This is a genomic window from Priestia megaterium (genome assembly GCF_041941685.1).
Classification (GTDB): domain Bacteria; phylum Bacillota; class Bacilli; order Bacillales; family Bacillaceae_H; genus Priestia; species Priestia megaterium_C.
The window spans coordinates 1,713,292-1,740,285 of record NZ_CP130958.1; the positions used below are offsets into that span (position 1 = coordinate 1,713,292).

A 26,994-nucleotide genomic window follows, 5' to 3' on the forward strand; every position below is an offset into this window, starting at 1 on the left:
GAATGAAGAAAGTTGGGAACAGACAAGTCAAAAGTATTACAAGTTAGAGATTTACATGTTCAAATAAAAGAAAAAAACGGTATTACAACTCTCGTTCAAGATATCAATTTTGAACTGAAGCCTGGGGAGATTCTTGGCCTTATTGGTGAAAGCGGTTGTGGTAAAACCGTCACAAGTATGTCTATTCTTCAGCTCCTTAATCGTAAGGAAACAACAATTGAAGGGAGCATAATGCTAAAAGGGCAAGAATTAAACGGTTTAGCTGAGAAAGAAATGCGTAAGATTCGTGGCAAGGACATAGCGTTTATTATGCAAAACCCGATGAATGCTTTTACACCAGTTTTTACTATTGGGCACCAATTTGTTGAGACTATTCGCTCTCATACGAGCTTGAATAAAAAACAGGCAACAGAGCTTGCTATTGAGTCAATGAAACAAGTAAACTTACCTGACCCTGACAAGCTTTTGAAATACTATCCTTTTCAACTAAGTGGGGGTATGCTTCAACGAGTAATGATTGCTATTGCAGCAAGCTTGCATCCAGCTGTTATTATCGCTGATGAACCGACCACCGCGTTAGATGTAAATAATCAGAAGAATGTACTACGTCATTTGGATAAAATTCGTTCCGAATATGGTTCAGCAATTTTATTAATATCACACGATCTAGGAGTTGTCTCTGAAATGGCAGATGAAGTAGCCGTTATACAGCATGGGAAAATAGTAGAAAAAGCAGGTGTATTTCAGCTGTTTGATTCACCCAAGCATGAGTATACAAAGAAGCTGTTAAATGCAAGACCAACATTATATTTAGAAGAACCTATGACCAACTTAATTTGATATGTGGAAAGCATTTTATAAGAGGTGAACAAGTGAGTTTATTACAAGTAAATGAAGTCACTCATAGCTACGGAAATCGAACTTTTTTCAAATGGCAAAATCGTTCTAAGAAAGTACTTTCTGATATCTCCTTCTCTATTGAAGAAGGGACATGTTTAGGAATGCTGGGTACGAGTGGAGCCGGTAAAAGTACGTTAGGAAAAGTAATCCTTGGTTTGGAAAAGCCAAAGCATGGACAGATTCTTTTTCAAGGACATGATATCTATACGGTAGATAAGTACACTCGCCAAAAAATTCGGCGTGATCTTCAAGTTGTTTTTCAAGATTCATACTCAGCAGTTAATCCCCTAATGACCGCTGAACGTATTATTGCAGAGCCGTTAGAAAACTATGAGAAATTAACATTAGCTGAACAAAAACGAACCGTAATTGAATTATTAGAAAAAGTAGGGCTCGGTGAAAAGGACTTAAAAAAATATCCACATCAATTTAGTGGTGGTCAGCTGCAAAGAATCAATATTGCAAGGGCAGTCTCTCTTAAGCCGAAGCTCATTGTCTTAGACGAATCTGTAAGCAGTCTAGACATGGTTACGCAAACTCTTATTCTAGAACTATTAAGGGAGTTAAAAGAAGACTTTGGCTTATCGTATTTTTTTATTACACATGATATCAAAGCCGCTTGCATGATTAGCGATACATTAGGTGTATTAGAAAAAGGAGAATTAATTGAACATTATAATTCGAAAAATGAGTTCTTTACTTCAGAAAATCCTGTGGTAAAAGAGATGAGAGGTTCTATACTTGCCGAGCATCCACGTTTTCGCTCGATTAGAACAAAGAGCAATTATATTTAATTTAAAGATATTACTATACTCATGCATTTTAAGGCCTCGATTTCATCCACGTAATCGAGGCTATTGCTGTTATGTTTAACTCGAAACGATAGAAGGAGGCCAGTTGGATGAATCATCGTACGTATCTTACTTTGGCGATTCCCCTGACAATCTCAACGATGACTACGCCCTTATTAGGTGCGGTGGATACCGCGGTTGTCGGGCAACTTTCAGCTCCAGCTTATATTGCAGGAGTTGCGGTAGGAACTCTTATTTTTAATACGTTATATTGGGTATTTGGCTTTTTAAGAGTTAGTACATCCGCCTTTGCTGCACAAGCAAATGGGGCAAGCGATTCAGATCAGGGAGTACTTGCATTATCCCGCCCGTTTTTATTAGCTTTAATAGTAGGGGTGCTTTTTATTCTTTTACAATGGCCGATTGAACATACGGCTCTCCTAGTGATTTCTCCCGATGCTGATGTAAGTAGGTTTGCAGTAGAATATTTTAGAATTAGAATATGGGGAGCACCCTTTACACTGATGAACTATGTGATTCTTGGTTGGTTAATGGGAATGGCCAAGATCAGAGAATCTTTATGTTTACAGATACTAACAAATGTTTTAAATATGCTTTTAGCTATTCTTTTTGTCCATGTTTTTTCTTTTGACGTACAAGGAGTTGCTACAGCAACCTTGATTGCTGAAGTTACAGCCTTCATATTAGGATTATTCATTATTTGGAAATCATCTCCAGTTAAATGGAAAATGCCATCAATTCAGGCACTTATAGATACAAATTCTACGAAGAGGATGTTTAATGTTAACAAGGATTTGTTTATTCGAACTATTTGTTTATTAGTCGTTATTAATATGTTCACAGCAAAAGGTGCTTCATTTGGCACAGAATTTCTAGCTGCAAATGCTGTATTATTTCAAATTCACTATATAATGGCTTATTTTTTTGATGGATTTTCTAATGCTTCTAGTATCCTAGTTGGCAAAGCAGTAGGGTCAAATGATAAAGAATTATTTAAAAAAACACTTACTTTGTCTAGACAGTGGTCGATAATAACAGCTGTTATTATAGCTAGTTTATATGCACATTTTCAAAAGCAGGTTATAGGGCTATTTACAAATTTGCCTGATGTGATTGAACTTTCACTTACGTATGGAGTATGGCTTATCATCTACCCCTTTGTTGCTTGTTTTGGCCTTGTCCTTTATGGGGTTTTTACAGGAGCAACTGAAATTGCTCCCGTTCGAAATTCTATGATTTACGCGATGGTTGTCTATATCATTATACAGATTACAGCAACTCCTATCTGGCATAATCATGGCCTATGGCTGGCTTTCATCATCTATACTATCGGGCGATCAGGGTTCCTAGTTATGTACACTCCGCGATTAAATAAAAAATTGGTAGAGCTAAAGGGAGAAGGCTGAAAAAATTATAACAAAATAGTTCCGGTTCAATCATAGAGGAATCCATCAAACGCCGATGTACTACCGGTGCTGCTACTCTCTTAAATAGATGGGGTTATTAAGAAAGAAAGCGGTCAGGGAGGACGGTCTTCTTTCTTAATAAAGGTCTGTTAAATGATTAGTAGATTTTTATTTAAGTAAAGCAAGAAAGAAATAAGCAAGCAGCCAAATGCTTTTTAAGAAAGCTTTGGCTTTTTTGCACGTTTCCAAAGCTTAATTCTCTTTTACAAACAATTGGTCTTTCCTTCAAAAATATATAGATTTCTACTAAGAAATAAAAAAATTTTGTTCATCATCGTATAATAAATTTCTTTATTGAAAACAGCAATACGAATCTAATGGATTCGTATTTTCCGGTGACATTCAAAATACTTCCTAAGCAATAGAAAGAAGAGGTTTTGAACGTCTATAATTAGGTTAAACATATTGTAACAATTATTTTTTATTTATTCTGCATATTTAAATTATTCGTTCGTAATGGTACAATAAAATGATGGAAAGAGGATATGATGCTTCTTTCTTAATAAAGGATGAAGAAATATGGATATTAAGGCTCAGCAAACAAAGCTGGCGAATAATTTGGGGAAATTGTTACGAGATAACTTTGGAAAAGGCCCCGAGGCTGTTCATGTTACAATTTATGAACCTTATGTTGTTATTTATGTCAGTGGCTTCGTATCACCTATGGAGCAAGTACTGTTAAACCAAAATGAAGAACTTCAGGTTATGACTACAAGAGAGCTTTTAGTAAAGACTCTTAAACCCCAAATCACTGGGCAAATTAAAGGGATTACAGACCTTGACCTACAGCACTTATATTATGATTGGAATTTAGATCACCACTCCGGAATTTTTGTGGGAGTGTGTCTGGACGATTTGAAAGCCGATTTGACTGAGGGTGACCCTTACCCAGGAAAACAAGCAATTCATGATCGAATTATAAAGATGAGTGAGATTGCCCAAAAAGGACCTGAAAAAATTTCTTCATATAAATTAAGCGATCGTACATTGGTTATCGTACGCGAGGGAATACTGGTGGCTATTGAAAAGCAGCTAATTTCGTTGGGTTTTGATGACACCTTACGCATCTCTAAACGTCCTTTGGAAAAAGGAATCTTACGACAAAACGATGACTATGATGAGATATTAAATGCAGACATTCTTGATATTTTTGTAGATTGGGATTTTGAAAAGGATAATAGTATTATTACGCTTATCCTAAAACCAAAAAATTAATGAGGCAGTAATGAATTGGACACACTGTGCCAAACATAAGCCGAGGAAGCAAAGGACATACCTTTTCTTTTTCGGCTTATTTTTGTTGTCTAAAAAGAGTAAGTCCTTTTGTAACGGAATAATTCCCTAAAACAGCACCTAAAAATAGGATGTGCCAACAGAAAGGATTTGGTCGGGATGGCTGATAATCATGAGATTGTCTTGTTTATAAAAGAGCTTCGTCGATTGTTGCAGGATTACCAAAAGTATGACAATGAATTATACAAAGAAGAAATTAGCAAGGATATAATACTTTTAAGTACCATTATCTATGGAAGTAAAATTGGAATTTTAAATAAAAGAAGAATCTTGAAACACAGGAAATACAAAGGTAAACAGAAACCAATCTATTAAAGATATACTAGTATGCCTCGTTTACACTTTGTAAAAAGTGAATTCTTATTACCGAAAATGATCTTATGATGAAGAAGGATTTTTCATAAAACATCACGAATAGTATACCTTATGAAACTAGAAACTAGGTGCACCATCTATGGATAAAACGAAACTGGAAAAAGAATTAAGTAGCTATATGGGAAGGTTACTTCGTGAAAACTTTGGAAGAGGTCCTGGAGGTGTATTCACCGTCATTTCTCCTCCTTTTATAACCGTTTATTTTAAAGCCTTTTTATTACCTTTAGAAAAGGCTTTGTTAGACAAGGGACAAGTTATCTATGTTCAAAAAACACGTGATTTGTTAATGGAGACTTTAATTGAAGAGATAAAAGGATATATACAATTAAATATACATTTAGATATTGAAGAATTTTATTATGATTGGAATTTAGAGCTGCAGTCTGGGATGTTTACCATGATCCATTCTGATAAAGAAAACATAGCTAATCATTCCTATAAAAATCAGAAATTGCTGCATAAAGAAGTTGAGGAAGTAACTCAAAAAGCAGAAAAATTTCCTCACGATGTTTCTTCTTATTTATTAGATCAGAGAGAACTTCTTATAATCAGGGAAGGTATTATGGTAAATATAGAGAAAGAATTAGTTCAATTAGGATTTGAAGAAAACCTTACATTGGCTAAAAGAAATCTCGAAAAAAGGCTACTTCATGAACATAGTCAATCATTAGAAGTAATTTTAGATTCAAAGGTAACAGATATACTAGTAGCATGGGACTTTCATAAAGATAAAAGTACAATTCTTCTGATTTTAAACCCAACTTCATAACGGCACTGATAAGCTAGGCACTGAACTAGATGTAGGCCAAAAAGAAAGGTTATATAGCCTTTCTTTTTGGCCTATTGTTTTTTTACTGCTATTAAAATATGGAAAAAAAGAAATAAGTAAAAGGAACATAAGTTAAACTGTAAACGTTTATCTACAACAGTAGGTAAAGATTTGTATAGATTTATCAGTAGTTAGACTGAAAAATATATTTTTCATTAAGCACTATTAAGGTCAAGAAATTTTAAAAAGTTTAAGAAAGAACGGACTTCCTCTTTACAAAAGACTCCTTTATTGAATAGGAGATAGCTTCTAAAAATATCATCCCCTGATGATCCTGCTCTAGGATAAGGTTAAGATATTTCACATGCGTGAGTTGGTACCTTCAGCATGTGCTTCTCCTCTATTAACTCTTAGCAGTAGGACAAAAATTTTTCTTCGTAGTAGTCACAAGAGGCTTAGAAACATGAGAAAAAGGTGTAGAAAATTATGAGCAATTGTATTTAATCGTTAAAATAATTGATCATAATCAAGTCTCAAAAACCATAGATTCTTGGAAATTATTAATATTAATAATGATAATTGTGATATAAACAGTACAAGTATATAATTGTGTGAAAAAAGGATGGATACTATGCCGATTAATTCGTTTGAAAACTATCCGATGAGCTGGAAACCATCTGTTGATAAAACAAGAAAGCCTATTTACCAAGCCATTGCAGAACAATTGGAACAGGATATTATCAAGGGAGTTTTATTACCTGGAACAAAACTTCCTCCACAGAGAGAGCTAGCCGATTATTTAGATTTAAATTTGAGTACGATTTCAAAAGCATTTAAAGTGTGCGAGCTAAAGGGTTTATTAAGTGCTACTGTTGGAAGCGGTACATTCGTATCGTATGATGCGTTATCGAATGCGTATTTACTCGAAGATATAAAGCCTAGCCACTTAATTGAAATGGGCGCGACACTGCCAGACAATGATTCATACGAGCCACTTCTCCTTCAACTAAAAGATATGCTACAAGAGACTGATTACGAAAAGTTGTTTAGTTATGGGAGGCAAGGTGAAAGTCTTTGGCACAAAGATGCAGCTGTAAAGCTGATGAGAAGAGGCGGATTCAAAACAACAGTTGATCACATTTTATTTGCAAATGGAGGACAAAATGCAATTGCTGCAATACTAGCGAGTCTTTGTCAGCCTGGAGATCGCATCGGGGTTGATCATCACACTTATCCAGGTTTAAAAACGGTTGCAGCTATGCTTAGTGTACAATTAGTACCGATAAAATCAAAGAATTATGAAATGAGTCCAACTGCTTTTGAATATGCATGTAAAAATGATAATATTAAAGGCATTTACTTGATACCAGACTACCATAATCCAACTGCTTGCTGTATGTCTGTTGAAAACCGAGAAAGGCTTGCCGTGATTGCAAAAAAATATAACCAATTTATTATTGAAGATGCAACGTATCATCTCCATCATGAGCAACCAATGCCAGCAGTGGCATCATATGCACCAGAACAAGTCATCTATATTGCTAGTTTATCAAAATCAATAGCACCAGGGTTACGACTAGCATATGTAGCAGCGCCTAGTCGATTTAAAGAGCCTATTTCAAAGGCACTTTATAATTTAAATATATCAGTTTCACCATTATTAGCAGAGTTAACAGCACGTATTATTGTGTCAAATCAATTTGAACCCTTAGTAGAGAATCATCGTCAACAAGCTATTCTCAGAAATCGAATTGCAAATCAACATTTAGAAAATTACACGTGTTTAGGTATGGAAACTGGTATATTTCGTTGGTTACTATTACCAGAAAAGATTACAGGTGTTGAATTTGAAACATTAGCTGCGCAGCAGGGCGTACAAGTGTATGCAGCAGAACGCTTTGTAGTGGGAAACAGTTGTCCAGACAGAGCTGTAAGGATCGCTGTCTGTGCACCGAAAACGATTGGAGAGCTTGAGCAAGGATTGATTATCCTTAAACGTTTACTTAACGACTATTTATAATATTGTTTGCCATACAATTATAATATTGTATGGTTTTTTTATGCGTGTTATGATAATCCAAATCTAGTGAGAATATTTTCAAAAATAGAATGAGTTTTCTGAAAGGAAGGTTATGATGGTAAACGAGGATCATGTAAAAGCTTTAGACACCCAATCAATTTGTTTACAAGAATATGTTAATTCACCAGAGAAACAAAAAGCTTTATATAAACGAACCTTATTTGTTGTAAGTGTTTCTCAAATCTTTGGCGGTGCAGGATTGGCAGCAGGAGTTACTGTCGGTGCACTTATTGCACAGCAAATGCTTGGTACAGATGCCTATGCAGGAGTACCGACGGCTCTATTTACTTTAGGATCTGCAGGAGCTGCTTGGTTAGTAGGAAAGCTTTCTCAAAAAAAGGGCGTCGTGCAGGACTTACGACGGGTTTTATTCTAGGGGGAGTTGGAGCGATTGGTGTTATTTTTTCTGCCATTCTTAATAGTATTTTTCTTCTTTTTCTTTCGCTCCTCATTTATGGATCAGGAACAGCTACTAATCTACAAGCGCGTTATGCAGGAACAGATTTAGCCAAAGCAAAACAACGGGGGACCGCTGTTAGTATGGCCATGGTTTTCACTACATTTGGAGCCGTTGCAGGTCCGAATTTAGTTGATGTAATGGGAGATTTTGCTCTTTCTATTGGTGCCCCAGCACTTGCGGGACCTTTCATTTTAGCAGCAGTTGCATATATAGTAGCTGGTCTTGTATTTTATATTATGCTGCGTCCGGATCCGTTACTGATTGCAAGAGCAATAGAAGCGAATAAACAAGAACGTGATGCTCAAAAAAATTTAATAAATACTGAGCGATCAACGAACAAAAAAGGAGTGGCTGTTGGAGCCACAGTTATGGTCCTTACTCAAATTGTAATGGTTGCTATCATGACCATGACGCCTGTGCACATGAGACATCATGGCCACGGGCTAACTGAAGTAGGGGTTGTAATTGGATTTCATATTGGTTCCATGTATCTTCCTTCATTATTTACAGGGGTCTTAATTGATAAAATTGGACGAACGGCGATGACAATTGCTTCAGGAATTACCCTTCTTTTAGCTGGGCTGATGGCAGCTATGGCACCGAGTGATTCAATGGTTCTTCTAGTGGTTGCTCTATCGTTACTTGGATTAGGATGGAACTTAGGGTTAATTAGCGGTACAGCTCAAATAGTGGATGCTACAGAACCATTAACACGTGCGAAAACACAAGGTACTATAGACGTTTTAATTGCTTTAGCAGGAGCTTCAGGAGGGGCTTTATCAGGAATGGTTGTAGCTCAATCAAGTTATGGCGTTTTATCATTAAGTGGAGGAATTCTATCTTTAGTATTAATTCCGGTTATCGTATGGGCTTATAGAGGTACAGGGGAAAATAAAGCTAAAGTAGGTCAAGGACTTTAATTTATCTGTGGTATGGAAGCCTGGCTCTCAAATAAATGATGTTACTCAAATTTACTTGTATTCTTCCACTTCCGTTTAAAGAATTGAATTCTTTTTTACAGAGACTACATTGACATTTCAATTACACGAATGACCTTCTACCTAACAGAGGAGAAGGTTTTTCGATTTTAATTATTCATTAAGACTAACATTAATCGCCGCGTTGTTTATATTGTTTAAAATAGTTTTATTTCTTAACGTAATCCTACCTGACAAATAATCTTCCTTTTTCAAGCACGCTAAAAGCATACGTTTATGATATATAGATTTTGATGTAATCTTTGGAACATTTCTACCCGTATGAGGGGCGCAATAGAGGGGGAGTGTGTAAAAAGGTTCCCCCCTCACTTAACTCAGTTATATAAACAAACAATACTCATATACATTTATTGACTGGCTTCTTTAAACTTGTCACGAAATAAAACATAATTCGATAAAGAGTACATAGGAGGAGAAAACATGTTTGTTCATATAGTTCAACCTGGTGATACCTTGTCTTCAATAAGCAGTAGATATGGTTACCCCATTGCTCAGCTTAGGAGTGTGAATGGGTTAGAAGAAACGAATATTGTTCCAGGTCAGGCCTTACTTATAGCTTCTTATGTATACACAGTTCAACCTGGTGATACAATGAGCAGCATTGCTAAAAAAGCTTATGTATCCTTAGAAGAATTAAAAAGGGTTAATTCTTCAGTCCATTATAATTATTTGCAGGTGGGAATGAAAATAAAAATTCCTAACATATCAAACTACATTGCAGGTACACTGCAATATTATGCTGTTCGAAATCCAGAGTTAGATCGCAGTTTAATTACTGATTTTGCAACTTATTCCTCGTCCATTTCTATCTTTGAATATCATATTGGCAGCAATGGAGATATCATGAACAATTTAAACGATTTAGTAGCGATTGAAACGACTTGGAAAAACCGAGTTACACCGTTAGTTACGATTACTAATCTAACTTCTGAAGGATTTAGTTCTAATCTTGCTCATCAAGTTTTAAATAACCCTCAGGCAAGAAATAATCTTGTTAATAATATCTTTTATTTAGTCTCTAGAAAAGGATACGGCGGGGTGAATATTGATTTTGAACGTGTAAAGGCCGAGGATAGGGATCTTTTTACAGGATTTTTACGTCAGCTGGGTGAACGTTTAAAACCTGCAGACTATGTGCTGACCATAGCGGTTCCGGCCAAGACAAGCGAAGATATTCCTTGGCTAAAAGGCTATGATTACGGAGGGATAGGTGCAGTTGTTAACTATATGTTCATTATGGCATATGATTGGCATCATGCAGGCAGCGAACCAGGGCCCGTTGCACCCATTACTGAAGTAAAAAGAACCATAGAATTTGCGATAAAAAGTGTTCCGCGAAGAAAACTCATCATTGGAGTTCCTTTGTATGGATATAACTGGTCAATCCCTTATAAGCCTGGCACAGTAGCATCTGCTATATCCAATCAAAATGCGATTAAAACAGCGATGAGATATCAGTCGCCCATCCAATATTCTAAGGAGTATAAATCCCCATTTTTTCAGTATAGAGATCAAGCGGGACAGATGCATGAAGTATGGTTTGAAGATGTAAGAAGCATAAGTGAAAAAATGGTGTTAGTTCGTAAATTTGGTTTGCAAGCAATAGGAGCTTGGCAATTAACACTCGGATTTACGCCAGGGCCTTGGCTTTTAAAGAAATTTTTCACTATTAGAACGGTATAAATAGCACTAATTTTTATGAATCAATTTAAATATTTTTCAGTTAATAGTTATTCGATATACGTGGTTAACAATAAAAAAATTCTATTTATAGTAACTTATAAGAGATTGGAGGTACTGCTATGGCAAAAAGGATAGATGTCTCAATAAAGCAGCATCAATTAAAACTATATGATGGGGCTAAATTAGTAAAGACATATCCTATTGCTGTAGGGAAAATGATTACTCCAACTCCAACTGGAAAATTTAAAATTATTAATAAAGATACTACCCCTCCACCTGTATTTGGCCCCCTATGGATGGGACTGTCAAAGCCTACATATGGAATACACGGGACTAATGATCCAGCTTCTATTGGCAGAGATATGTCACATGGATGTGTCAGAATGGACAATGAAGATATTCTAGAACTTTCCTCTGCAGTTCCCATTGGAACGCCGGTTTATATACACAAATAATAGTTTAAGAAGAGCACGATTTTTTACATGTAGTTAATTGTCGAAATCCAGGGTATCAAAGTTTAAGTATATGCTATACAATCATGGGTTTTTTATGTAATAACAAAAAAGTACCCCGGTTAACAGAGGTACTTTTAGCATTTTAACTTATTTTGATGCTGGAGACGTAGTAACTTCTGGAGACGTTACTTTGTCATAAAAATCTACGAATTTGTCACGATCTTCGCTATCACGGTAAGCCATAGCAACACGTGGATGTTCATTCAGCACACCAGAAATCATGTAAGGAATGATATAGCCCCATTCCCACTTTTGACGCATTTCTAACATATGCTTTTCAATTACGCCAAGGACCGGCTTCATCTCATAGCTTGGTTTTGGTATGTAGCTAACAAGCAGCTCTGTGTTACAGTTACCAGCTGCACGTCCCATACCATAAACAGACGAATCGAGGAATGTAACGCCATTGCGCATCGCAGTTAATGTATTAGCAAAAGCTAGCTGCATATTGTTATGTGTATGGATTCCAAGCTGTTTACTAGGAATCATGGCTTGGAACTTTTTCACTTGATGCTCAATATCCGCAGGATCTAGGCTTCCGAAGGAGTCAACGATATACACAACATCTACCGGACTTTTCTTTACCATTTCAAATGCTTCAATGAGCTGATTTTCCGGTACGCTAGATAGTGCCATAATATTAAGGGAGGTCTCATAGCCCAAATCGTGAAACATCTTTATAAGCTCTAGGCCTTTATCTACTTCGCGGACATAGCATGCCACTCGAATCATATCTAACATACTTTGTTCACGCGGTAGGATGTCATTCGGATCTACACGCCCAATATCTACTAAGGCAGATAGCTTCGTGAACTTTTTCTCAGGGATAATTTCTTTGAGGAAGTTATCGTCAAGAAATCTCCATGGATTGGGCTCAGTCGCTTGAAGAAGCTTAGGGGAATTTTTATAACCAATCTCCATATATTCAACGCCGGCTGCGTTTAAGCTATTATACAAGTCTTGAACAAATTCAACGCTAAAATCCCAATTGTTAATTAAACCTCCGTCACGAATAGTGCAGTCTATAATTTTGCTAGTATGTTCCATGGTGGCAATTTCCTCCTATGTATCCTATTTATATGAATATTATTTTAAACTTTATCGCTTTTATGCTTTTAAGCGCTAAATTCTCCTATTGTGTTTATACCATGACTGATTCAAAAGAGTCAATGTATTTTCTAAATGTGCCTCTACTTTATTATATTAGGTGGGAAGAGATGCTTTGGTTTTTCATTCTCCTCATGCTCTTGAAAAATCAAGTACAGTACAACCCCTAGTATATACAAACCGAGCGCATATTACATCACGATCATTGTCCAAAGAGGCATCATTAAAATATAAGGATAGTACAGCAGAGAATTTAGAATATACGGCTTCTTTAGCAAGCCTTACAAAAGAGCGGTGCTATGAGTTGGTTGCACGTTACATACAATGACTATTCGGCATATAAGAATAGGAAATATGAGCTGCCGAGTAATCAGCCTTTTTGATGGCCATTGTTTTTTCTATTGTAACATTAGATGGAAGTCATTTCTCAAGAATACTATAACAGCCTCAGGTTCACTATCGAAAAATGAACCTGAGGCTGTTTAATAGCTATTCGTAATAATTCGTTTGTTTTTACATCGCCAAAAATGTAAGGAATGATAAGAGTGTAGAGGTAATAAACATCGCAATCAACGGCTTTAATGCTTTTGTTCGAAGAGCCTTCATACTTACATTTAACCCTAAACCGACCATAGCCATTGTTAAAAGAAAGGTAGTTAGAGTTGAAATATCATTCATGATCGTTTTAGGTATTATAAGGTGCTTACCAACGACATAACTCCCAAAAATACTCATGATTATAAAACCTATTAAAAACCAAGGGAATTCAATCTTGGTATCCTTTTCAATTTTTCCTGTTCGCTTCATCCAGTACATTAAGATAAAGCTTAATGGCACAAGTAAGAGCACTCTGCCTAACTTAGCCAACAGGCCAATAGCTAGGGCGTCGCGCCCAGCCGGTGCTGCAGCTAGAGCTACATGGGCAATTTCATGGAGACCTACGCCTGACCAAATTCCATATTGAATATTTGTAAAATGTATATAAGGTCTTAAAATGGTATATCCAATCGCAAATAGGGTTCCCACTAAAGCAATAACACCAGCTCCGATAGCTGTATCTTCTTCTTTTGCTTTTACAATCGGAGAAACAGCTGCAATAGCTGCAGCACCGCATATTCCTGTTCCTATCCCTAAAAGAAGGGATAAACCACTATCAGCCTTCATCCATTTGGCTAGAAAAACCGTTAAAACAATCGCAAATACAGCCGTTCCCACATCCCGAAGTAACAATCCTAACCCTTGATGAATAACAACATCAATATTAAGCTTTAGTCCATATAAAACAATCGCATATCGTAACAGCTTTTTAGAAGAAAATTCAATTCCAAATCTTATTTTTTCGGGGTATCCCCAAATTTGACGATACGTGACTGCCATTATAATTGAACAGGCTAGTGGACCGATATGATTAAACCCCGGGACTTTCGCTAAGCCATAAGCAAGTAAAGCAAAAAGAAAAGTAAAAGCAACTCCTTCAGCCCATAAAGAAACATTAGATGACGTCTGGGCATTTGTTCGTGAGAATAGATTTTGCTTTTGAGCTTTATTTATATTTATCATGCATTTCATCTCCAATATAGATTCTTATCAAGTAAAGCTTCACATAAGAAATATGTACTTTAACTATAAAAGACAGTTCATTATTAGTAAAATATAGATAAATCATTATTGTGATTAAAAATATTAATAAATAAAACAAAAAAGCAGCAAGTTGATCTTCAGAGTCACTGAAAATAAACTTGCTGCTTTTGTACGTTTTTATCCTTTAATTCTTTAGAAAATGATCCATACAAAAATGTATGTACTTATGAGAGAGATACAGCCTTACTAGTTGCTAAGCCTTTTTTGCGTCTATACCATAGCAGAATCAAACTGCCTAACACGCAAAGGAAAGAAACTAACTGAGCTATTCTGATATGAGAGGTTAACATTAAGCTATCTGTACGCAAACCCTCTATAAAAAATCTTCCTATCGAATACCATAGTAGGTAAGTAAGAAAGACTTCGCCTCTTTTTAACAAGGATTTTCTTAGTACGATTAGGACAAGAACACCTATTATGTTCCAAAGTGATTCATAGAGAAACGTAGGATGATAGCAGGTTCCATTTATATACATTTGGTTAATAATAAAATCAGGCAAATGTAAAGCTTCTAAGAACTGACGTGTAACAGGTCCGCCATGTGCTTCTTGATTCATGAAGTTTCCCCACCGGCCAATAGCTTGGCCTAATAATAAGCTAGGAGCTAAAACATCAGCCATTTTCCAAAAAGAAAGATTCTTTTTTCTGCAAAACCATATAGCTGTTAATACAGATCCAATAATTCCACCGTGAATAGCTATGCCTCCATGCCAAATTGCTATAATTTCGCCTGGGTGGTCTTTATAATAACTCCATTCAAAAAGTACGTAGTAAATTCGAGCAGTAATGATAGCAATGGGTAGTGCTAGCAGAAGTAAATCAGAGATGGTTTCTGAAGAGATACCTCGTTTCTTTCCTTCTTTCGAGGCTAACAAGAAGCCTAAGAAAGCTCCTATTCCTATGATAATTCCATATCAATGGACTTCAAGTGGACCAAGATGGAAGGCGATAGGGTTTAAAGGTTGTGTGTGTTGGTTCATGTTTTTCTCCTTTACTTCATATCGGTTTTCTTACATTTTTTTAGAGTAACATTAAATTAGAGTGCCTTTTTAGTATATCTAATCAGATAAAGAAAGGACAACTTTTGCTTACGAACGATCATGATTTCTTTGCCTACTTTAGTGTAACAGAATAATCTCCTTAGAATAGTCAAAATTAAAATAGACAGTACATTGACTTAATTACCAAAATATACCATTCTTATTTTAGACAATATATTGTCTAAAATGGAGGGTGAATATGGATATTTATAAAGAGCTTTTCTTAATGCAGCAAACTTACGCTACCTTATTTTCTCTGGCAAATAAAATTCAAGTAAAGGGTGATAAATCTCTTAAACTTTTAACATCAAGACAGCATATGGCGATGGTGGCAATTGCTCATTTACCTGAAGGTGAAACAACGTTGAATAATATTGCTAGAAAATTAGGAACCACAAAACAAAGCGTCAAACAGTTAATTACCATTGTGGAAAAGAAGGGTTATGTCGACATAGTTCCTAGCAGTAAAGACAAGCGTGCAGTTAACGTAAAAATTACAAAAGCGGGAAAAGAGGCACTGCTTGTTGTTTCAGAAAAAGGAATCTTCTTTTTAGAAGAACTTTTTAACAAGTTCTCAACTGAAGAGTTGGAAATAATGTGGAAGCTTTTAAAGAAACTTTATAGCTTTGATGGGGAAGAACACGATGGATTTGAAGAGGAAGGTAACGTAGAAATGGATGAAGATCACAATGAATTACAGTTGAGAGTAATAAGGGAGCTTGAAAGTCGAAGAGGTGAAGCAATTAATAATATAGGAAAGAATACATAAAAATAAATCCGATAGGCTACTTTATCTTAAAGCAGACTGTTCAATCCTTTTAACGATTTTTGAAATAAAGGATAAAGGAGAGCAATCATTATGATCGAAATCAGTGATGAAACATTACGATTAATTAACAAGACCTGTAAAGGAAAAAAGCACTTGAAACTAACCGTTGGCTACTTAACGGATAATCAATCTATTATAAAAGTCTATAATGAAAGCGGTGAAATTGACTCGTCAAAAAGATATCATTATGAAATTGGTTCTATTACTAAAACTTTCACTGTATCGCTGTTATCAAAATACATATTTGAAAACAAGGTGTCGTTAAACGACTCTATACAAAAATACATAAAAGAGCTTAAGAAAGATACGTATTATCCTACATTGCTCCGCCTTGCTACTCACTCTTCCCGATATTCAGGAAGCTTACCTTTAAATAAACGGGAATATTTTAAAATACTTTTAGGTTTGATTTTTGGCGGACGCGATTTGAACAAAAATAATCCGCTGCATATGGATTTTAACAAAATGAAGATGCTAATCGAAAGAAATAGACTGAAAGAAATAGATTATTCATGGAAATATTCCAATTTCGGCATCTCACTTATTGGGTATGTGTTGGGAATGGTATCGGGTAAAGGATATTGGGACACTATGGATGACTTTCTTCATAATGAGCTTGGACTAAACGATACTTGTATAGGCAGCTCAAATAATAATTTACATGGCTATGACCGCAAAAATAATGATTGCGACAACTGGCAGTGGGACAAAGAAAACTTTATATCACCTGCGGGGGCAGTATCCTCAACCGCTGAGGATTTACTTAAATACGCAAAAATAAATATGGACGAAGATAAACCATATCTGTCTTTTTGCCATGAAAAACATAGCGATGGAACTAAGAAGTTCGATATGGGTCTTGGATGGTTGCTTTTAAAGAAAAACAATAACGTAATGTTACATGGTGGTGGAACAGGATGCTTCAGCTTATTTTTAGGGGTTGATAAAGAAAAGAAAGTTGCGTCCGTCGTTTTAGCTAATTATAGACTAGGTAGAAATAATGATGAACATATAGGAATGTCTTTATTAAAAAGCCTGAAAAAGTCAAGAGATATATAAGAATAGGCTACAAAAAAATGAAGAAAATTAGTCTATTACAGTTCGCCTTACCCCTTTAATTTTAATTAATTGAGAGATTATCATCAATATACCGATTTTGGTGAAACCGTGCTATTATCATTAAGGTTTGTGAAGAACAGAAGATTTTTGTTTTTATGTACATTCTTTTGGTATAGTGTTAGAAATAAGGAGTGGATAGGTTGGTTTTTACTGAATTCTTCCAGCAGTTTCCCGTAAAGGTTTTAACGGTAGCTCTGCTGATTATACTTATTGTTTATTTTATTCGTAAATTCATTAAGCTTTTCTTTGACAAAACGAGCTTTTTAGATGAAAAACGAGAAGAGACGCTGATGCATTTTTCTAATCAGGTGACAAGGGTAGTAGGGCTGGCTTTTTTCTTTATTTATGTGCTTAGCCATTTCTTTGATTTCGGAAAGATTCTCACTAGTTCTGTAGTGTTGGCCAGTGCCCTGGCAATAATCCTTCAGCATATCATCCGTGATTACATAATGGGACTGGCTTACTTGTTTGAACGCCAGATCCATCACGGAGATTATGTTATTCTCAACGGAAACCGCCAAGGAAAAATAGAAGAAATTACTATGCGCTACTTGAAGATTCGCCAGTATGATGGCTACCTCTATACAGTTTCATATAGCAACATTACGGAACTTCAGAACGGAACCCGAGGAAGACGCAGGGTAAATGAAAGTCTTATTCTCAACTATAGGCAAAACCCGGACGAGGCGTTCAAAGTATTGGAGCAAGTAGCCCAAACATGTAACGAGAAGTATGGTCAATATTTGTTGAAAGATGTGAATGGAATTCCTATAGAAAGTTTTCGATTCAATCAAATTACTGAATTGAACGTAGGTTTTAAAGGTCACCAATATTCGTTATCGGGGCTTGTGAAGGAAGCTGATTTTGTGGAAGCGAGCCAAAAGGTGAGGTATGAACTCGCAATGGCTGCCTACAAAAATGACCTAATGATGGCTGAAAGCTTCGAGACAAGCCATTAAAAATAAAACTTGTACCTTGTTTATATACAAGCTTTTATATTTAAGATACAAACATCCTTTTGATTTTTCAAAAGGGTGTTTTTTATTTAAAAAAATATCTATTAATTACTTCTCCAGTACAGATGAATTATCTGAAACAGAACAAATTAATTAGTACATCTAAATTATTCTTCTAGTAACATGATAAAATTAAATAAAACACTCAAAAAGGTAAAGGGGGGATTAACTATGTCACAAAAAGCTAGTTATACAAAAATTAACTCCGAAATGTGGGATGAATGGGCTTCAGCTGGGGGAGAATGGTCATTGGCTATTAATCATCAAGATTTTGTAAAGGCAACTGAAGGTAATTTTGATATCTACTTAACACCTTGTAAACCTGTTCCACATAACTGGTTTATTCCATTTAAAAAAGCAAAAATATTAGGACTTGCTAGCGGAGGAGGACAGCAATGCCCAGTTTTTGCAGCACAACATGCAGAAGTTACAGTGTTTGACTACTCTGATAAACAATTAGAATTAGAAAAAATGGTGTCCACTAGAGAAGGCTATTCTATTGATTTAGTTAAAGGGGATATGAGTGAGACATTTCCTTTTGAAGATGAGACGTTCGATATGATTTTTAATCCTGTATCAAACTGCTATATTCAAGATGTTGAACATGTTTGGCAAGAATGCTTTAGAGTTCTTAAAAAAGGTGGCGTTCTGCTATCTGGCTTTGCAAACCCTGCTCTTTATTTATTTGGAGAAGATGAGAAAGCATTACAAGTGGTTAATAAATTACCTTATGATGGAACTAAAAACACGGTGGAAAATGATGAAGAACTTATAAAAAATGGCGGTGTACAGTTTAGCCATTCATTAGAAACTCAAATCGGCGGACAACTAAAAGCTGGATTCACCTTACAAGATCTCTATGAAGATCATCACCACAAGGGAAAAATCACTGAATATATGCCTTGTTATATTGCAACTAAATCCATTAAATAATAGTTGGGTATCATGTTGAATGAGCTACCTCAACTTTTTTCAATCGAATAGATTAGAACATACATTTTAGGAAAGAGACTTCCACGTAATCGAAGCTATTGCTTTTATGTTTAGTTCAAAATAATAGAAGGAGGCCAGTTGGATGAATCATCGTACGTATCTTACTTTGGCGATTCCCCTGACAATCTCAACGATGACTACGCCCTTATTAGGTGCGGTGGATACCGCTGTTGTTGGGCAACTTCCAGCTCCAGCTTATATTGCAGGAGTTGCGGTGGGAACTCTTATTTTTAATACGTTATATTGGGTATTTGGCTTTTTACGAGTTAGTACATCCGCCTTTGCCGCACAAGCAAATGGGGCAAGCGATCCAGATCAGGGGGTACTTGCTCTATCTCGTCCATTTTTATTAGCTGTAATAGTAGGGATGTACAATGGCCGATTGAACGTGCGGCCCTCCTAGTAATTTCTCCCGATGCTGATGTAAGTAGTTTTGCAGTAGAATATTTCAGAATTAGAATATGGGGAGCACCTTTTACATTGATGAACTATGTGATTCTCGGTTGGTTAATGGGAATGGCTAAGATTAAAGAATCTTTGTGTTTACAGATACTAACAAATGTTTTAAATATGGTTTTAGCTATTCTCTTTGTTCATGCTTTTTCTTTTGGTGTGCAAGGAGTCGCTACAGCAACCTTGATTGCTGAGATTACAGCCTTCGTATTAGGTTTATTCATTATTGTGAAAGCATCTCCATTTAAATGGAAAACGCCATCGATTCAGGCACTTATGGATACAGATTCTATGAAAAGGATGTTTAATGTTAATAAGGATTTGTTTATTCGAACTATTTGTTTATTGGCTGTTATTAATATGTTTACAGCAAAAGGTGCTTCGTTTGGCACAGAATTTCTAGCTGCAAATGCTGTATTGTTTCAAATTCACTACATAATGGCTTATTTCTTTGATGGATTCGCTAATGCCTCCAGTATTCTCGTAGGTAAAGCAGTAGGAGCAAATGACAAAGAATTATATAAAAAAACGCTTTCTTTATCAAGGCAATGGTCAATAATAACAGCTTTTGTTATATCTAGCTTATATGCATTTTTCCAAGAACCTATTATTGGGCTTTTTACAAACCTACCTAGTGTTATCGAAATTTCAGTCAAGTATGGAACATGGCTTGTCATCTATCCATTTGCTGCTTGTTTTGGCCTTGTCCTATATGGTGTTTTTACAGGAGCAACTGAAATTGCACCGGTTCGAAACTCTATGATTTACGCAACAGTTTTATATATAATTATCCAACTCATAGTAACTCCTATCTGGCATAACCATGGACTTTGGCTGGCTTTTATTATCTATACTATTGGAAGATCTGGTTTTTTAATTATGTACACCCCTAGGTTAAATAAAAAAATATTACAGCCTAAGGAACTAAAAGTTTCTTAAATAGAGCGCTTCGACATAGAAATTAAGGGAATCATCTATATTTGGGCATATTGGAGCTACTCTCTTCTTAAGGATTGAATAATTAAAGCAAATACATTAATTGCTACAATGTGGTTGCAAACTACATATATAGTTAAGTCGGGTAGGGAGGCACTCGTGAGAGTATCTTCCTGCCCGACTTAATCACCACTTCCTGAAAAATCTATCTCATTCTATGAGATAGATTTTATTTTTTATTTTAATTGATCTCTATTCTAATTCTATATTAAACTGTTTTTTGTTCCCTAATAAAAGCCTGTTTTTCATTCTTGCGTCTCTTTTTATTGGGCAGGACGCTTATAATAATTCAAACTTAGTTTTTATTTTTGGTTTGTAAGTATTCTTTTTGAAACATACACATTCTTATAGCGTTATGATAGCTTCCATCGACAAAAAATTCATCTTTTAACTCACCTTCAATAGAAAAACCGACCTTCTTATAGATATGGATTGCTTTTTCATTTTCCTTGTCTACAATTAAGTAAAGTTTATGCATATTCAATACCGAAAAGGCATAATTCATTGCTAGGTTTGTGGCAACCATGGCGTAACCATGACCTTGATACGTAGGATCAATGATAATTTGAAACTCTGCTCTACGATGAATATAATCAATTTCGACCAATTCCACTAATCCAAGCATATCCCCGTCCTTTTCTAGTATGAAACGACGCTCACCTTGATCGTGAATATGTTTATCATATAAATCCTGTAGCTCTACAAAAGCTTCATAAGGCTCCTCAAACCAATAAGACATGATATTTGCATCATTATTGAGTTCATGGACAAATTTTAAATCTTCTCTTTCCAAAGGACGTAACTTAAGTTCCTTATTCATCTCTAAAACCTCCACATTCTAGCATTACTTTAGCACTTTCTGTTTTAAATGTAAAAATTGCTGTAGCTTTAAAAATAATAAGATATAGTGCGATTATTTACATCTTTATTAAAAGAACCATAGTATAATTTAAAAATCTTGTAAGTGAAATTCATTAACTTTAAGGAGTATCTTATGAAAAAAGCAGTTGGTATCTTCTTATTTTACTGTGCTGTATAAACCAAAGGGGTGAGACAGCTAATCAACCTTCAGCAGTTCCTATAATACATCATGTAATCTAGGTTTTTCCTACAGGAGATGTAATAAAAACCTAGATACTAAAAGCAAGCCTTTTAAAACACTAAGAAGGGCAAGTAAAGTAGCTCAACCTGGAACTAAGGTTTATATCAGGGGGTGGCATCTATTATGAGCAATTAATCATTAGTCGTTCAGGTACTACACAAGAGCCTATTATCTTCAGGAACTATAAAAGTAAAAAGCCACTTACTAGTGGAGAACAAATAAAGAGCCTTTCCACAGATGGAAGTTTAGTTAGCATAGAGAATAAAAGCTACATAACAATTCAAGATTTTAATATAGGTCATTTTTCTACTTCTAAGGAACAAAATACACCATGAGGTATTTTAGCAGGGGGAAGTGGAAAGGACATTCGAATTATTGATAATTATGTTTTCGATATGAAGACAAAAGGTACCAGAGGGAAAGTGTGAAGGCGTTCCTCGAGTATCTATTTATTCAAATGGATGCAGGAAGATTTATGCTGTTTCTCTATATAATTTGCGCTTATTTAGCTGCAACAATAAAAACACTCCAATCATTAGAGTTTTTTATCTAACAATTGGAGTGGAGTTCAAGCCGTGGGAAAGGCGTTTTATACTTTTATTGGTTTTCGTTTTCGCTATGGTTATCAATACCATTATTGTTGTTATTATTATCACTATATTTGAAATCAATAATTCTTTTTCTAATTTCTTCTCTAATTTCAGGGTTTTCTTTTAAGAAAATCTTAGCGTTTTCTCGTCCCTGTCCTAAACGCTCCCCATTATATGAAAACCAAGATCCAGACTTTTGAACAATGTCTACTTCAGAACCAATATCTAAGATTTCTCCTTCTTTTGAGATACCTTCTCCATACATAATATCTACTTCAGCAATGCGGAAAGGAGGTGCCATCTTATTTTTGACTACTTTAATTCTTGTTTTATTTCCAACTATGTCATTTCCTAGTTTAAGTTGTTCAGCGCGGCGAACCTCAAGGCGAACGGAAGAATAAAACTTTAGTGCTCTTCCGCCTGGCGTTGTTTCCGGATTTCCAAACATAACGCCTACTTTCTCCCTAATTTGGTTGATAAAGATAGCAATGGTTTTAGACTTATTGATTGCTCCAGATAATTTACGAAGAGCTTGAGACATCAAACGAGCTTGTAGACCTACGTGAGAATCTCCCATTTCTCCTTCAATTTCTTTTTGTGGAACTAATGCTGCTACTGAGTCAACCACAATAATATCTACAGCACCACTTCTAACTAATGCTTCAGCAATTTCAAGTGCCTGTTCACCGGTATCTGGTTGCGATAACAGCAGCTCATCAATATCTACACCTAGTTTTCTTGCGTAAACTGGATCAAGTGCGTGTTCAGCATCAATAAAGGCAGCTCGCCCTCCATTTTTTTGTACTTCTGCAATTGCGTGCAAGGAAACGGTTGTTTTACCTGAACTTTCGGGTCCGTAAACTTCCATAATTCTTCCTTTGGGATAACCATTAATTCCAAGAGCTATATCTAAAGCTAATGAGCCGGAGCTAGATGCCTCAACTTTTGTATGTGTGCCTTCTCCCATCTTAATAATTGATCCTGTGCCGAATTGTTTTTCAATTTGTTTTAGAGCCATATCTAGTGCTGCTTTTTTATCATTCATAATTTGAAACCTCCGGTTGTTAGTACGTTTACAATAAACGCCAAGGTATTTCGATAAAGAATAAGAGTTGGCTCAAATGTTTTTGCTCCGTGCGAGAAAGTTTTGTGTTTAACCGTCTTAGTTTGTTCTGTTATTCCTTTATTCATCTCTAAACCCTTAATATCGAACAGATGTTCTTGTTATGTAATCATACAATAAACGCATCTAATTGTAAAGGCGAAAGTTTTTCTACAAACTAGCTAAAAGAATATCTTATATTCATAAAAAGTAAGTTTATGCTTTTACATAAGTTAAATTAAATAAGAACCATTTTTAAATTTGTATGTATATGAATCTACCAATCTGATTAGACTAATAACGTATTCCTCATATTCCTAGTTACCATAAAACAGATTTAAAGTAGATTATGCTAAATTCTTATTAGATGAACCAGGATTAAATTTCACCTTAAATGTACGTGAAGAAGTAAAAGGTAATCAAGTAAACCATTTCGGCTTCCAAGTAGAAACTCTTGAAGAAATCAATTTTCATATATCACGATTAGAAAATGAGGGATTCTTTGCTCGTGAAGAAATGAATAAAACTTGCTGCTACGCTGTACAAGATAAATTCTGGATAACAGATCCTGACGGAAACGAATGGGAATTCTTCTATACAAAATCAAATAGCGAGGTTCATAAGACTGAGGATAACGTTGGACCAACTGAAAAATCACCTGCAAATAATTCTTGCTGTTAATTCTCCATCTTAAAATACAACTCTTATTAGTAAGAATTATAAATGCGATTCTTGAGCAAACTACCCAAGACTCCGTGAGGCATCATACCAAATTTCCTATTCTAAACATGGGAAACCTACTGTAGAGGAGCAGTAGGTTTTTCTATTTTTCGACTATATATGATATGCAATCTTAGTTAACATAAAGCATGTACTTGGAAGTTATGAGTGCAATAAAAAATAACCATATTTTCAAATAAATAGGTATGATATATAATAAGCTTTTACTCAAAATATTTTGAAGGGAAATGTAATATGATAATTTCTAAGTCACGCAAAAAGCATAAAGTGAAGCACCTAGAACCTGCAAGTATCTTGTTCGTAGGTTTTTTAGGATTAATATTGCTGGGAACCGGCTTATTAATGATCCCGGCTGCTACAAGTGATAGACATCATTTAAGTTTTATTGATGCTCTCTTTGAAGCCACTTCTGCTGTATGTGTAACAGGTCTAGCTGTGGTAGATACCGGAACTACATTTACTTTATTTGGACAGCTCATTCTGCTTGTGCTCATCCAAGTTGGTGGATGGGGATTCATGACTATTGGTATACTCATGTTTATTGTACTAGGTAAAAAAATTGGATTACAACAAAGGTTAATACTTAAAGAATCTCTAAATGCTTTTTCGCTGCAGGGCGTTATTGCATTAGTCCAACGTGTTGTGCTAATTACATTGGCTGTGGAAGGTATTGGAGCGCTTATCCTAGCTATTCGTTGGTCACAAGAAATGAGCTGGGGAAGAGCAATCTATTATGGGATATTCCATTCTATATCGGCTTTTAACAATGCCGGATTTGGTTTGGAACCAGACAATTTAAGTAAATGGGTAGGAGATCCAACTGTAAATATTATGATTACGTTACTCTTCATAATAGGAGGGACTGGATTCTTTGTCATTGCAGATGTTTTTCGAAAACGAAACATAAGGAGATTTTCTCTTCACACTAAAATCGTATTAGTTTCAACTATCCTCCTAAATGTCGTAAGCACACTCATTATTTTTGCTTTAGAATATCATAACCCTCATACTTTAGGCCAATTGAGCATGGGCGATAAATGGTGGGCAGCTTACTTTCAAGGAGTAGTTCCCCGTACTGCTGGTTTTAATACCTTGGATATCGGGGCACTAACATTACCTTCGAAAGTGTATATGATGGGGCTTATGTTTATTGGAGCAGCCCCAGGATCAACAGGCGGTGGAATTAAAATAACGACGTTTGTCTTAATATTATTTGCTTTATGGTCAGTATTGACAAATAAAGAAGAGATTAATGTTTTTCGACGCCGAATTCCTAAATCGCTTGTTTATAGAGCTTTTTCTATTGCTACTTCTGGAATTATTTTTGTTTCTATTATTTTCTTTCTACTCACAATCACAGAAGAAGGTGTAGATATGTCTACTCTTTTGTTTGAAACGTTCTCTGCTTCCGGAACAGTTGGATTAAGTGCTAACTTTACAGGCGACTTAAGTCCTATCGGACGAATTCTCATTACGATTATGATGTTCATTGGCAGAGTGGGGCCTCTTACCATTGGTTTTGTGCTTGCAATTCGCTCAAATAAGCAATCAAAAATTCGGTATGCAGAAGAAAAGATTCTTATTGGCTAAGAAATCTACTTTAAATATATACTTTGGTCAACATGTTCATAATTGTCGGAAGGCTTAAAAAAGCAGCCCCATTCTTTAGGGCTGTTTTTAATTAACTATATTCTCCCATATGCATTCATGAAAACGTAGTGGATTGCCTTTCTTGTGCAAAAAAAGACGCCTATTATGGCGCCTATATCCAATGAAATAGTTTGGAAAAAGGGAAAGATGTTAACTCTAAGAATTAACATGATCTTATTTGGTTCTTACCCTACTTAAAAGGTTCTTAATATGTCTTATCTCCGTTAAAGATAGAATTCTTTACAATAACATAATCAACATTACGAATTGCTTCTAGCTTATTTCCTCCCGCATAAGAAATAGAAGACTGAAGATCTTGCTCCATTTCTATAAGAGTATTTTTCATAGACCCTTTATGTTTTACCAACATCTTTTTACCTTCTACATTTTTCTTTTCACCTTTTTGGAATTCAGAGGCAGAACCAAAGTATTCTTTATATAGAATTCCGTCTTTCTCAACTGATTCACCTGGAGACTCTTCATGTCCAGCAAATAGTGATCCAATCATTATCATGGACGCACCAAATCTAATTGATTTCGCAATATCACCATGAGTACGAATACCACCGTCTGCAATGATAGGCTTGCTTGCTGCCTTTGCACACCAACGCAAAGCTGCTAATTGCCAACCACCCGTTCCAAATCCAGTTTTAATCTTTGTAATACATACTTTCCCTGGCCCAATTCCTACTTTTGTTGCATCAGCACCAGCACGCTCTAGATCTCTTACTGCTTCTGGAGTTCCCACATTTCCTGCAATAACAAAGCTATGAGGCAAGTATTTTTTTATATGCTGAATCATCTGTATAACGGCATCTGAATGACCATGTGCGATATCAATCGTAATGTATTCAGGTGAAAGTTCTTCTTCTGCTAGTTGTTGGATAAATTTATATTCCTCTTCTTTAACTCCTACACTAATAGAAGCAAATAACCCACGTTCTTTCATACCTTTAACAAAAGACATTCGCTTCTCTGGCTGAAAACGATGCATTACATAAAAATAGCCGTTTTCTGCTAAGTAAATTGACAGTTTTTCATCTATAATTGTTTGCATATTGGCGGGCACGACAGGTAGCTTAAATTTACGCTCCCCAAATGTTATAGTCGTATCACACTCAGTCCTGCTGTTCACTACTGATTTCGCAGGAATTAGCTGGATATCTTCGTAATCAAACACATTTTCCATTAAATACACCTCTAAAAACGAATAATCAATAATTAACAACTAACGAAAGTTCGTGCTATGATAATATAGTTTATT

At 35.6% G+C, this 26,994-nt stretch carries 20 protein-coding genes and 4 pseudogenes; 17 read left to right on the forward strand and 7 right to left on the reverse strand.

Features of this window, described 5'->3' with window-relative positions:
* Positions 1 to 12: 12 nt before the first annotated feature.
* From nikD to Q5794_RS08970, 10 genes and pseudogenes are all read left to right on the forward strand, one after another.
* A complete protein-coding gene (nikD, locus tag Q5794_RS08925) occupies positions 13 to 840 on the forward strand; it encodes a nickel import ATP-binding protein NikD (RefSeq protein ID WP_214987643.1) in 828 nt (275 codons plus the stop codon).
* Between the two features lie 32 nt (positions 841 to 872).
* Positions 873 to 1,694: a nickel import ATP-binding protein NikE gene (gene nikE, locus Q5794_RS08930; RefSeq protein ID WP_214987645.1), complete on the forward strand. Its 822-nt coding sequence runs from the start codon at positions 873 to 875 to the stop codon at positions 1,692 to 1,694.
* Positions 1,695 to 1,801: 107 nt separating this feature from the next.
* Complete coding sequence (locus tag Q5794_RS08935; protein WP_374988988.1) at positions 1,802 to 3,118, forward strand: MATE family efflux transporter; 1,317 nt, start codon at positions 1,802 to 1,804, stop codon at positions 3,116 to 3,118.
* 579 nt (positions 3,119 to 3,697) lie between these two features.
* A complete protein-coding gene (locus tag Q5794_RS08940) occupies positions 3,698 to 4,393 on the forward strand; it encodes a Na-translocating system protein MpsC family protein (protein WP_374988989.1) in 696 nt (231 codons plus the stop codon).
* A gap of 177 nt (positions 4,394 to 4,570) precedes the next feature.
* On the forward strand, positions 4,571 to 4,786 hold the full coding sequence (locus Q5794_RS08945) for a hypothetical protein (RefSeq protein WP_043981827.1): 216 nt from the start codon (positions 4,571 to 4,573) through the stop codon (positions 4,784 to 4,786).
* 139 nt (positions 4,787 to 4,925) lie between these two features.
* Entirely contained in the window at positions 4,926 to 5,615 is a 690-nt protein-coding gene (locus tag Q5794_RS08950; RefSeq protein WP_374988990.1) for a Na-translocating system protein MpsC family protein, read from the forward strand.
* Positions 5,616 to 6,246: 631 nt separating this feature from the next.
* On the forward strand, positions 6,247 to 7,635 hold the full coding sequence (locus Q5794_RS08955; protein ID WP_214987653.1) for a PLP-dependent aminotransferase family protein: 1,389 nt from the start codon (positions 6,247 to 6,249) through the stop codon (positions 7,633 to 7,635).
* A 112-nt stretch (positions 7,636 to 7,747) separates the two neighbouring features.
* Positions 7,748 to 9,075: pseudogene (locus Q5794_RS08960) on the forward strand (MFS transporter).
* Positions 9,076 to 9,573: 498 nt separating this feature from the next.
* Positions 9,574 to 10,836 carry a glycosyl hydrolase family 18 protein gene (locus Q5794_RS08965; RefSeq protein WP_214987658.1) on the forward strand — a complete coding sequence of 421 codons (1,263 nt, stop codon included), beginning with the start codon at positions 9,574 to 9,576 and terminating at the stop codon, positions 10,834 to 10,836.
* A 119-nt stretch (positions 10,837 to 10,955) separates the two neighbouring features.
* A complete protein-coding gene (locus Q5794_RS08970) occupies positions 10,956 to 11,291 on the forward strand; it encodes a L,D-transpeptidase (protein WP_074682996.1) in 336 nt (111 codons plus the stop codon).
* A gap of 147 nt (positions 11,292 to 11,438) precedes the next feature.
* Here the strand turns inward: Q5794_RS08970 and Q5794_RS08975 are convergent, their stop codons facing one another.
* From Q5794_RS08975 to lgt, 3 genes and pseudogenes are all read right to left on the reverse strand, one after another.
* The gene (locus Q5794_RS08975; RefSeq protein ID WP_192997446.1) at positions 11,439 to 12,398 is read right to left on the reverse strand and encodes an aldolase catalytic domain-containing protein; all 960 of its coding nucleotides are present in this window, start codon (positions 12,396 to 12,398) and stop codon (positions 11,439 to 11,441) included.
* 573 nt (positions 12,399 to 12,971) lie between these two features.
* Positions 12,972 to 14,018: a YeiH family protein gene (locus tag Q5794_RS08980; protein ID WP_214987660.1), complete on the reverse strand. Its 1,047-nt coding sequence runs from the start codon at positions 14,016 to 14,018 to the stop codon at positions 12,972 to 12,974.
* 245 nt (positions 14,019 to 14,263) lie between these two features.
* Positions 14,264 to 15,079 (reverse strand): annotated as a pseudogene (gene lgt, locus Q5794_RS08985) (prolipoprotein diacylglyceryl transferase).
* A 259-nt stretch (positions 15,080 to 15,338) separates the two neighbouring features.
* Between lgt and Q5794_RS08990 the strand changes: the two are divergent.
* The 5 genes and pseudogenes from Q5794_RS08990 (at position 15,339) to Q5794_RS09010 (ending at position 20,488) form a co-directional block, all read left to right on the forward strand.
* A complete protein-coding gene (locus tag Q5794_RS08990) occupies positions 15,339 to 15,908 on the forward strand; it encodes a MarR family winged helix-turn-helix transcriptional regulator (RefSeq protein ID WP_214987664.1) in 570 nt (189 codons plus the stop codon).
* A 90-nt stretch (positions 15,909 to 15,998) separates the two neighbouring features.
* The gene (locus Q5794_RS08995; RefSeq protein ID WP_374988991.1) at positions 15,999 to 17,027 is read left to right on the forward strand and encodes a serine hydrolase domain-containing protein; all 1,029 of its coding nucleotides are present in this window, start codon (positions 15,999 to 16,001) and stop codon (positions 17,025 to 17,027) included.
* A gap of 191 nt (positions 17,028 to 17,218) precedes the next feature.
* Complete coding sequence (locus tag Q5794_RS09000) at positions 17,219 to 18,046, forward strand: mechanosensitive ion channel family protein (protein WP_374988992.1); 828 nt, start codon at positions 17,219 to 17,221, stop codon at positions 18,044 to 18,046.
* A gap of 228 nt (positions 18,047 to 18,274) precedes the next feature.
* Entirely contained in the window at positions 18,275 to 19,036 is a 762-nt protein-coding gene (locus Q5794_RS09005) for a class I SAM-dependent methyltransferase (protein WP_192997440.1), read from the forward strand.
* A 142-nt stretch (positions 19,037 to 19,178) separates the two neighbouring features.
* A pseudogene (locus Q5794_RS09010) lies at positions 19,179 to 20,488 on the forward strand (MATE family efflux transporter).
* Positions 20,489 to 20,840: 352 nt separating this feature from the next.
* Here Q5794_RS09010 and speG read toward each other — a convergent pair.
* The 3 genes from speG to Q5794_RS09025 form a co-directional block, all read right to left on the reverse strand.
* Positions 20,841 to 21,365 carry a spermidine N1-acetyltransferase gene (gene speG / locus Q5794_RS09015; protein WP_013056444.1) on the reverse strand — a complete coding sequence of 175 codons (525 nt, stop codon included), beginning with the start codon at positions 21,363 to 21,365 and terminating at the stop codon, positions 20,841 to 20,843.
* Between the two features lie 879 nt (positions 21,366 to 22,244).
* Complete coding sequence (gene recA, locus Q5794_RS09020) at positions 22,245 to 23,282, reverse strand: recombinase RecA (RefSeq protein WP_214987669.1); 1,038 nt, start codon at positions 23,280 to 23,282, stop codon at positions 22,245 to 22,247.
* A complete protein-coding gene (locus Q5794_RS09025; protein ID WP_214987670.1) occupies positions 23,279 to 23,428 on the reverse strand; it encodes a hypothetical protein in 150 nt (49 codons plus the stop codon). The genes recA and Q5794_RS09025 overlap by 4 nt, the downstream gene beginning before the upstream one ends.
* A 244-nt stretch (positions 23,429 to 23,672) precedes the next feature.
* Here Q5794_RS09025 and Q5794_RS09030 point away from each other — a divergent pair.
* Both Q5794_RS09030 and Q5794_RS09035 read left to right on the forward strand, forming a co-directional pair.
* Positions 23,673 to 24,020, forward strand: a pseudogene (locus tag Q5794_RS09030) (ArsI/CadI family heavy metal resistance metalloenzyme); the annotation flags it as partial.
* Positions 24,021 to 24,314: 294 nt separating this feature from the next.
* Positions 24,315 to 25,670, forward strand: a complete 1,356-nt coding sequence (locus tag Q5794_RS09035) for a TrkH family potassium uptake protein (RefSeq protein WP_192997437.1) — start codon at positions 24,315 to 24,317, stop codon at positions 25,668 to 25,670.
* A 265-nt stretch (positions 25,671 to 25,935) separates the two neighbouring features.
* On the opposite strand, the gene guaC is transcribed toward Q5794_RS09035, so the two are convergent.
* Positions 25,936 to 26,919: a GMP reductase gene (gene guaC / locus Q5794_RS09040; RefSeq protein WP_192997436.1), complete on the reverse strand. Its 984-nt coding sequence runs from the start codon at positions 26,917 to 26,919 to the stop codon at positions 25,936 to 25,938.
* Positions 26,920 to 26,994: the final 75 nt, after the last annotated feature.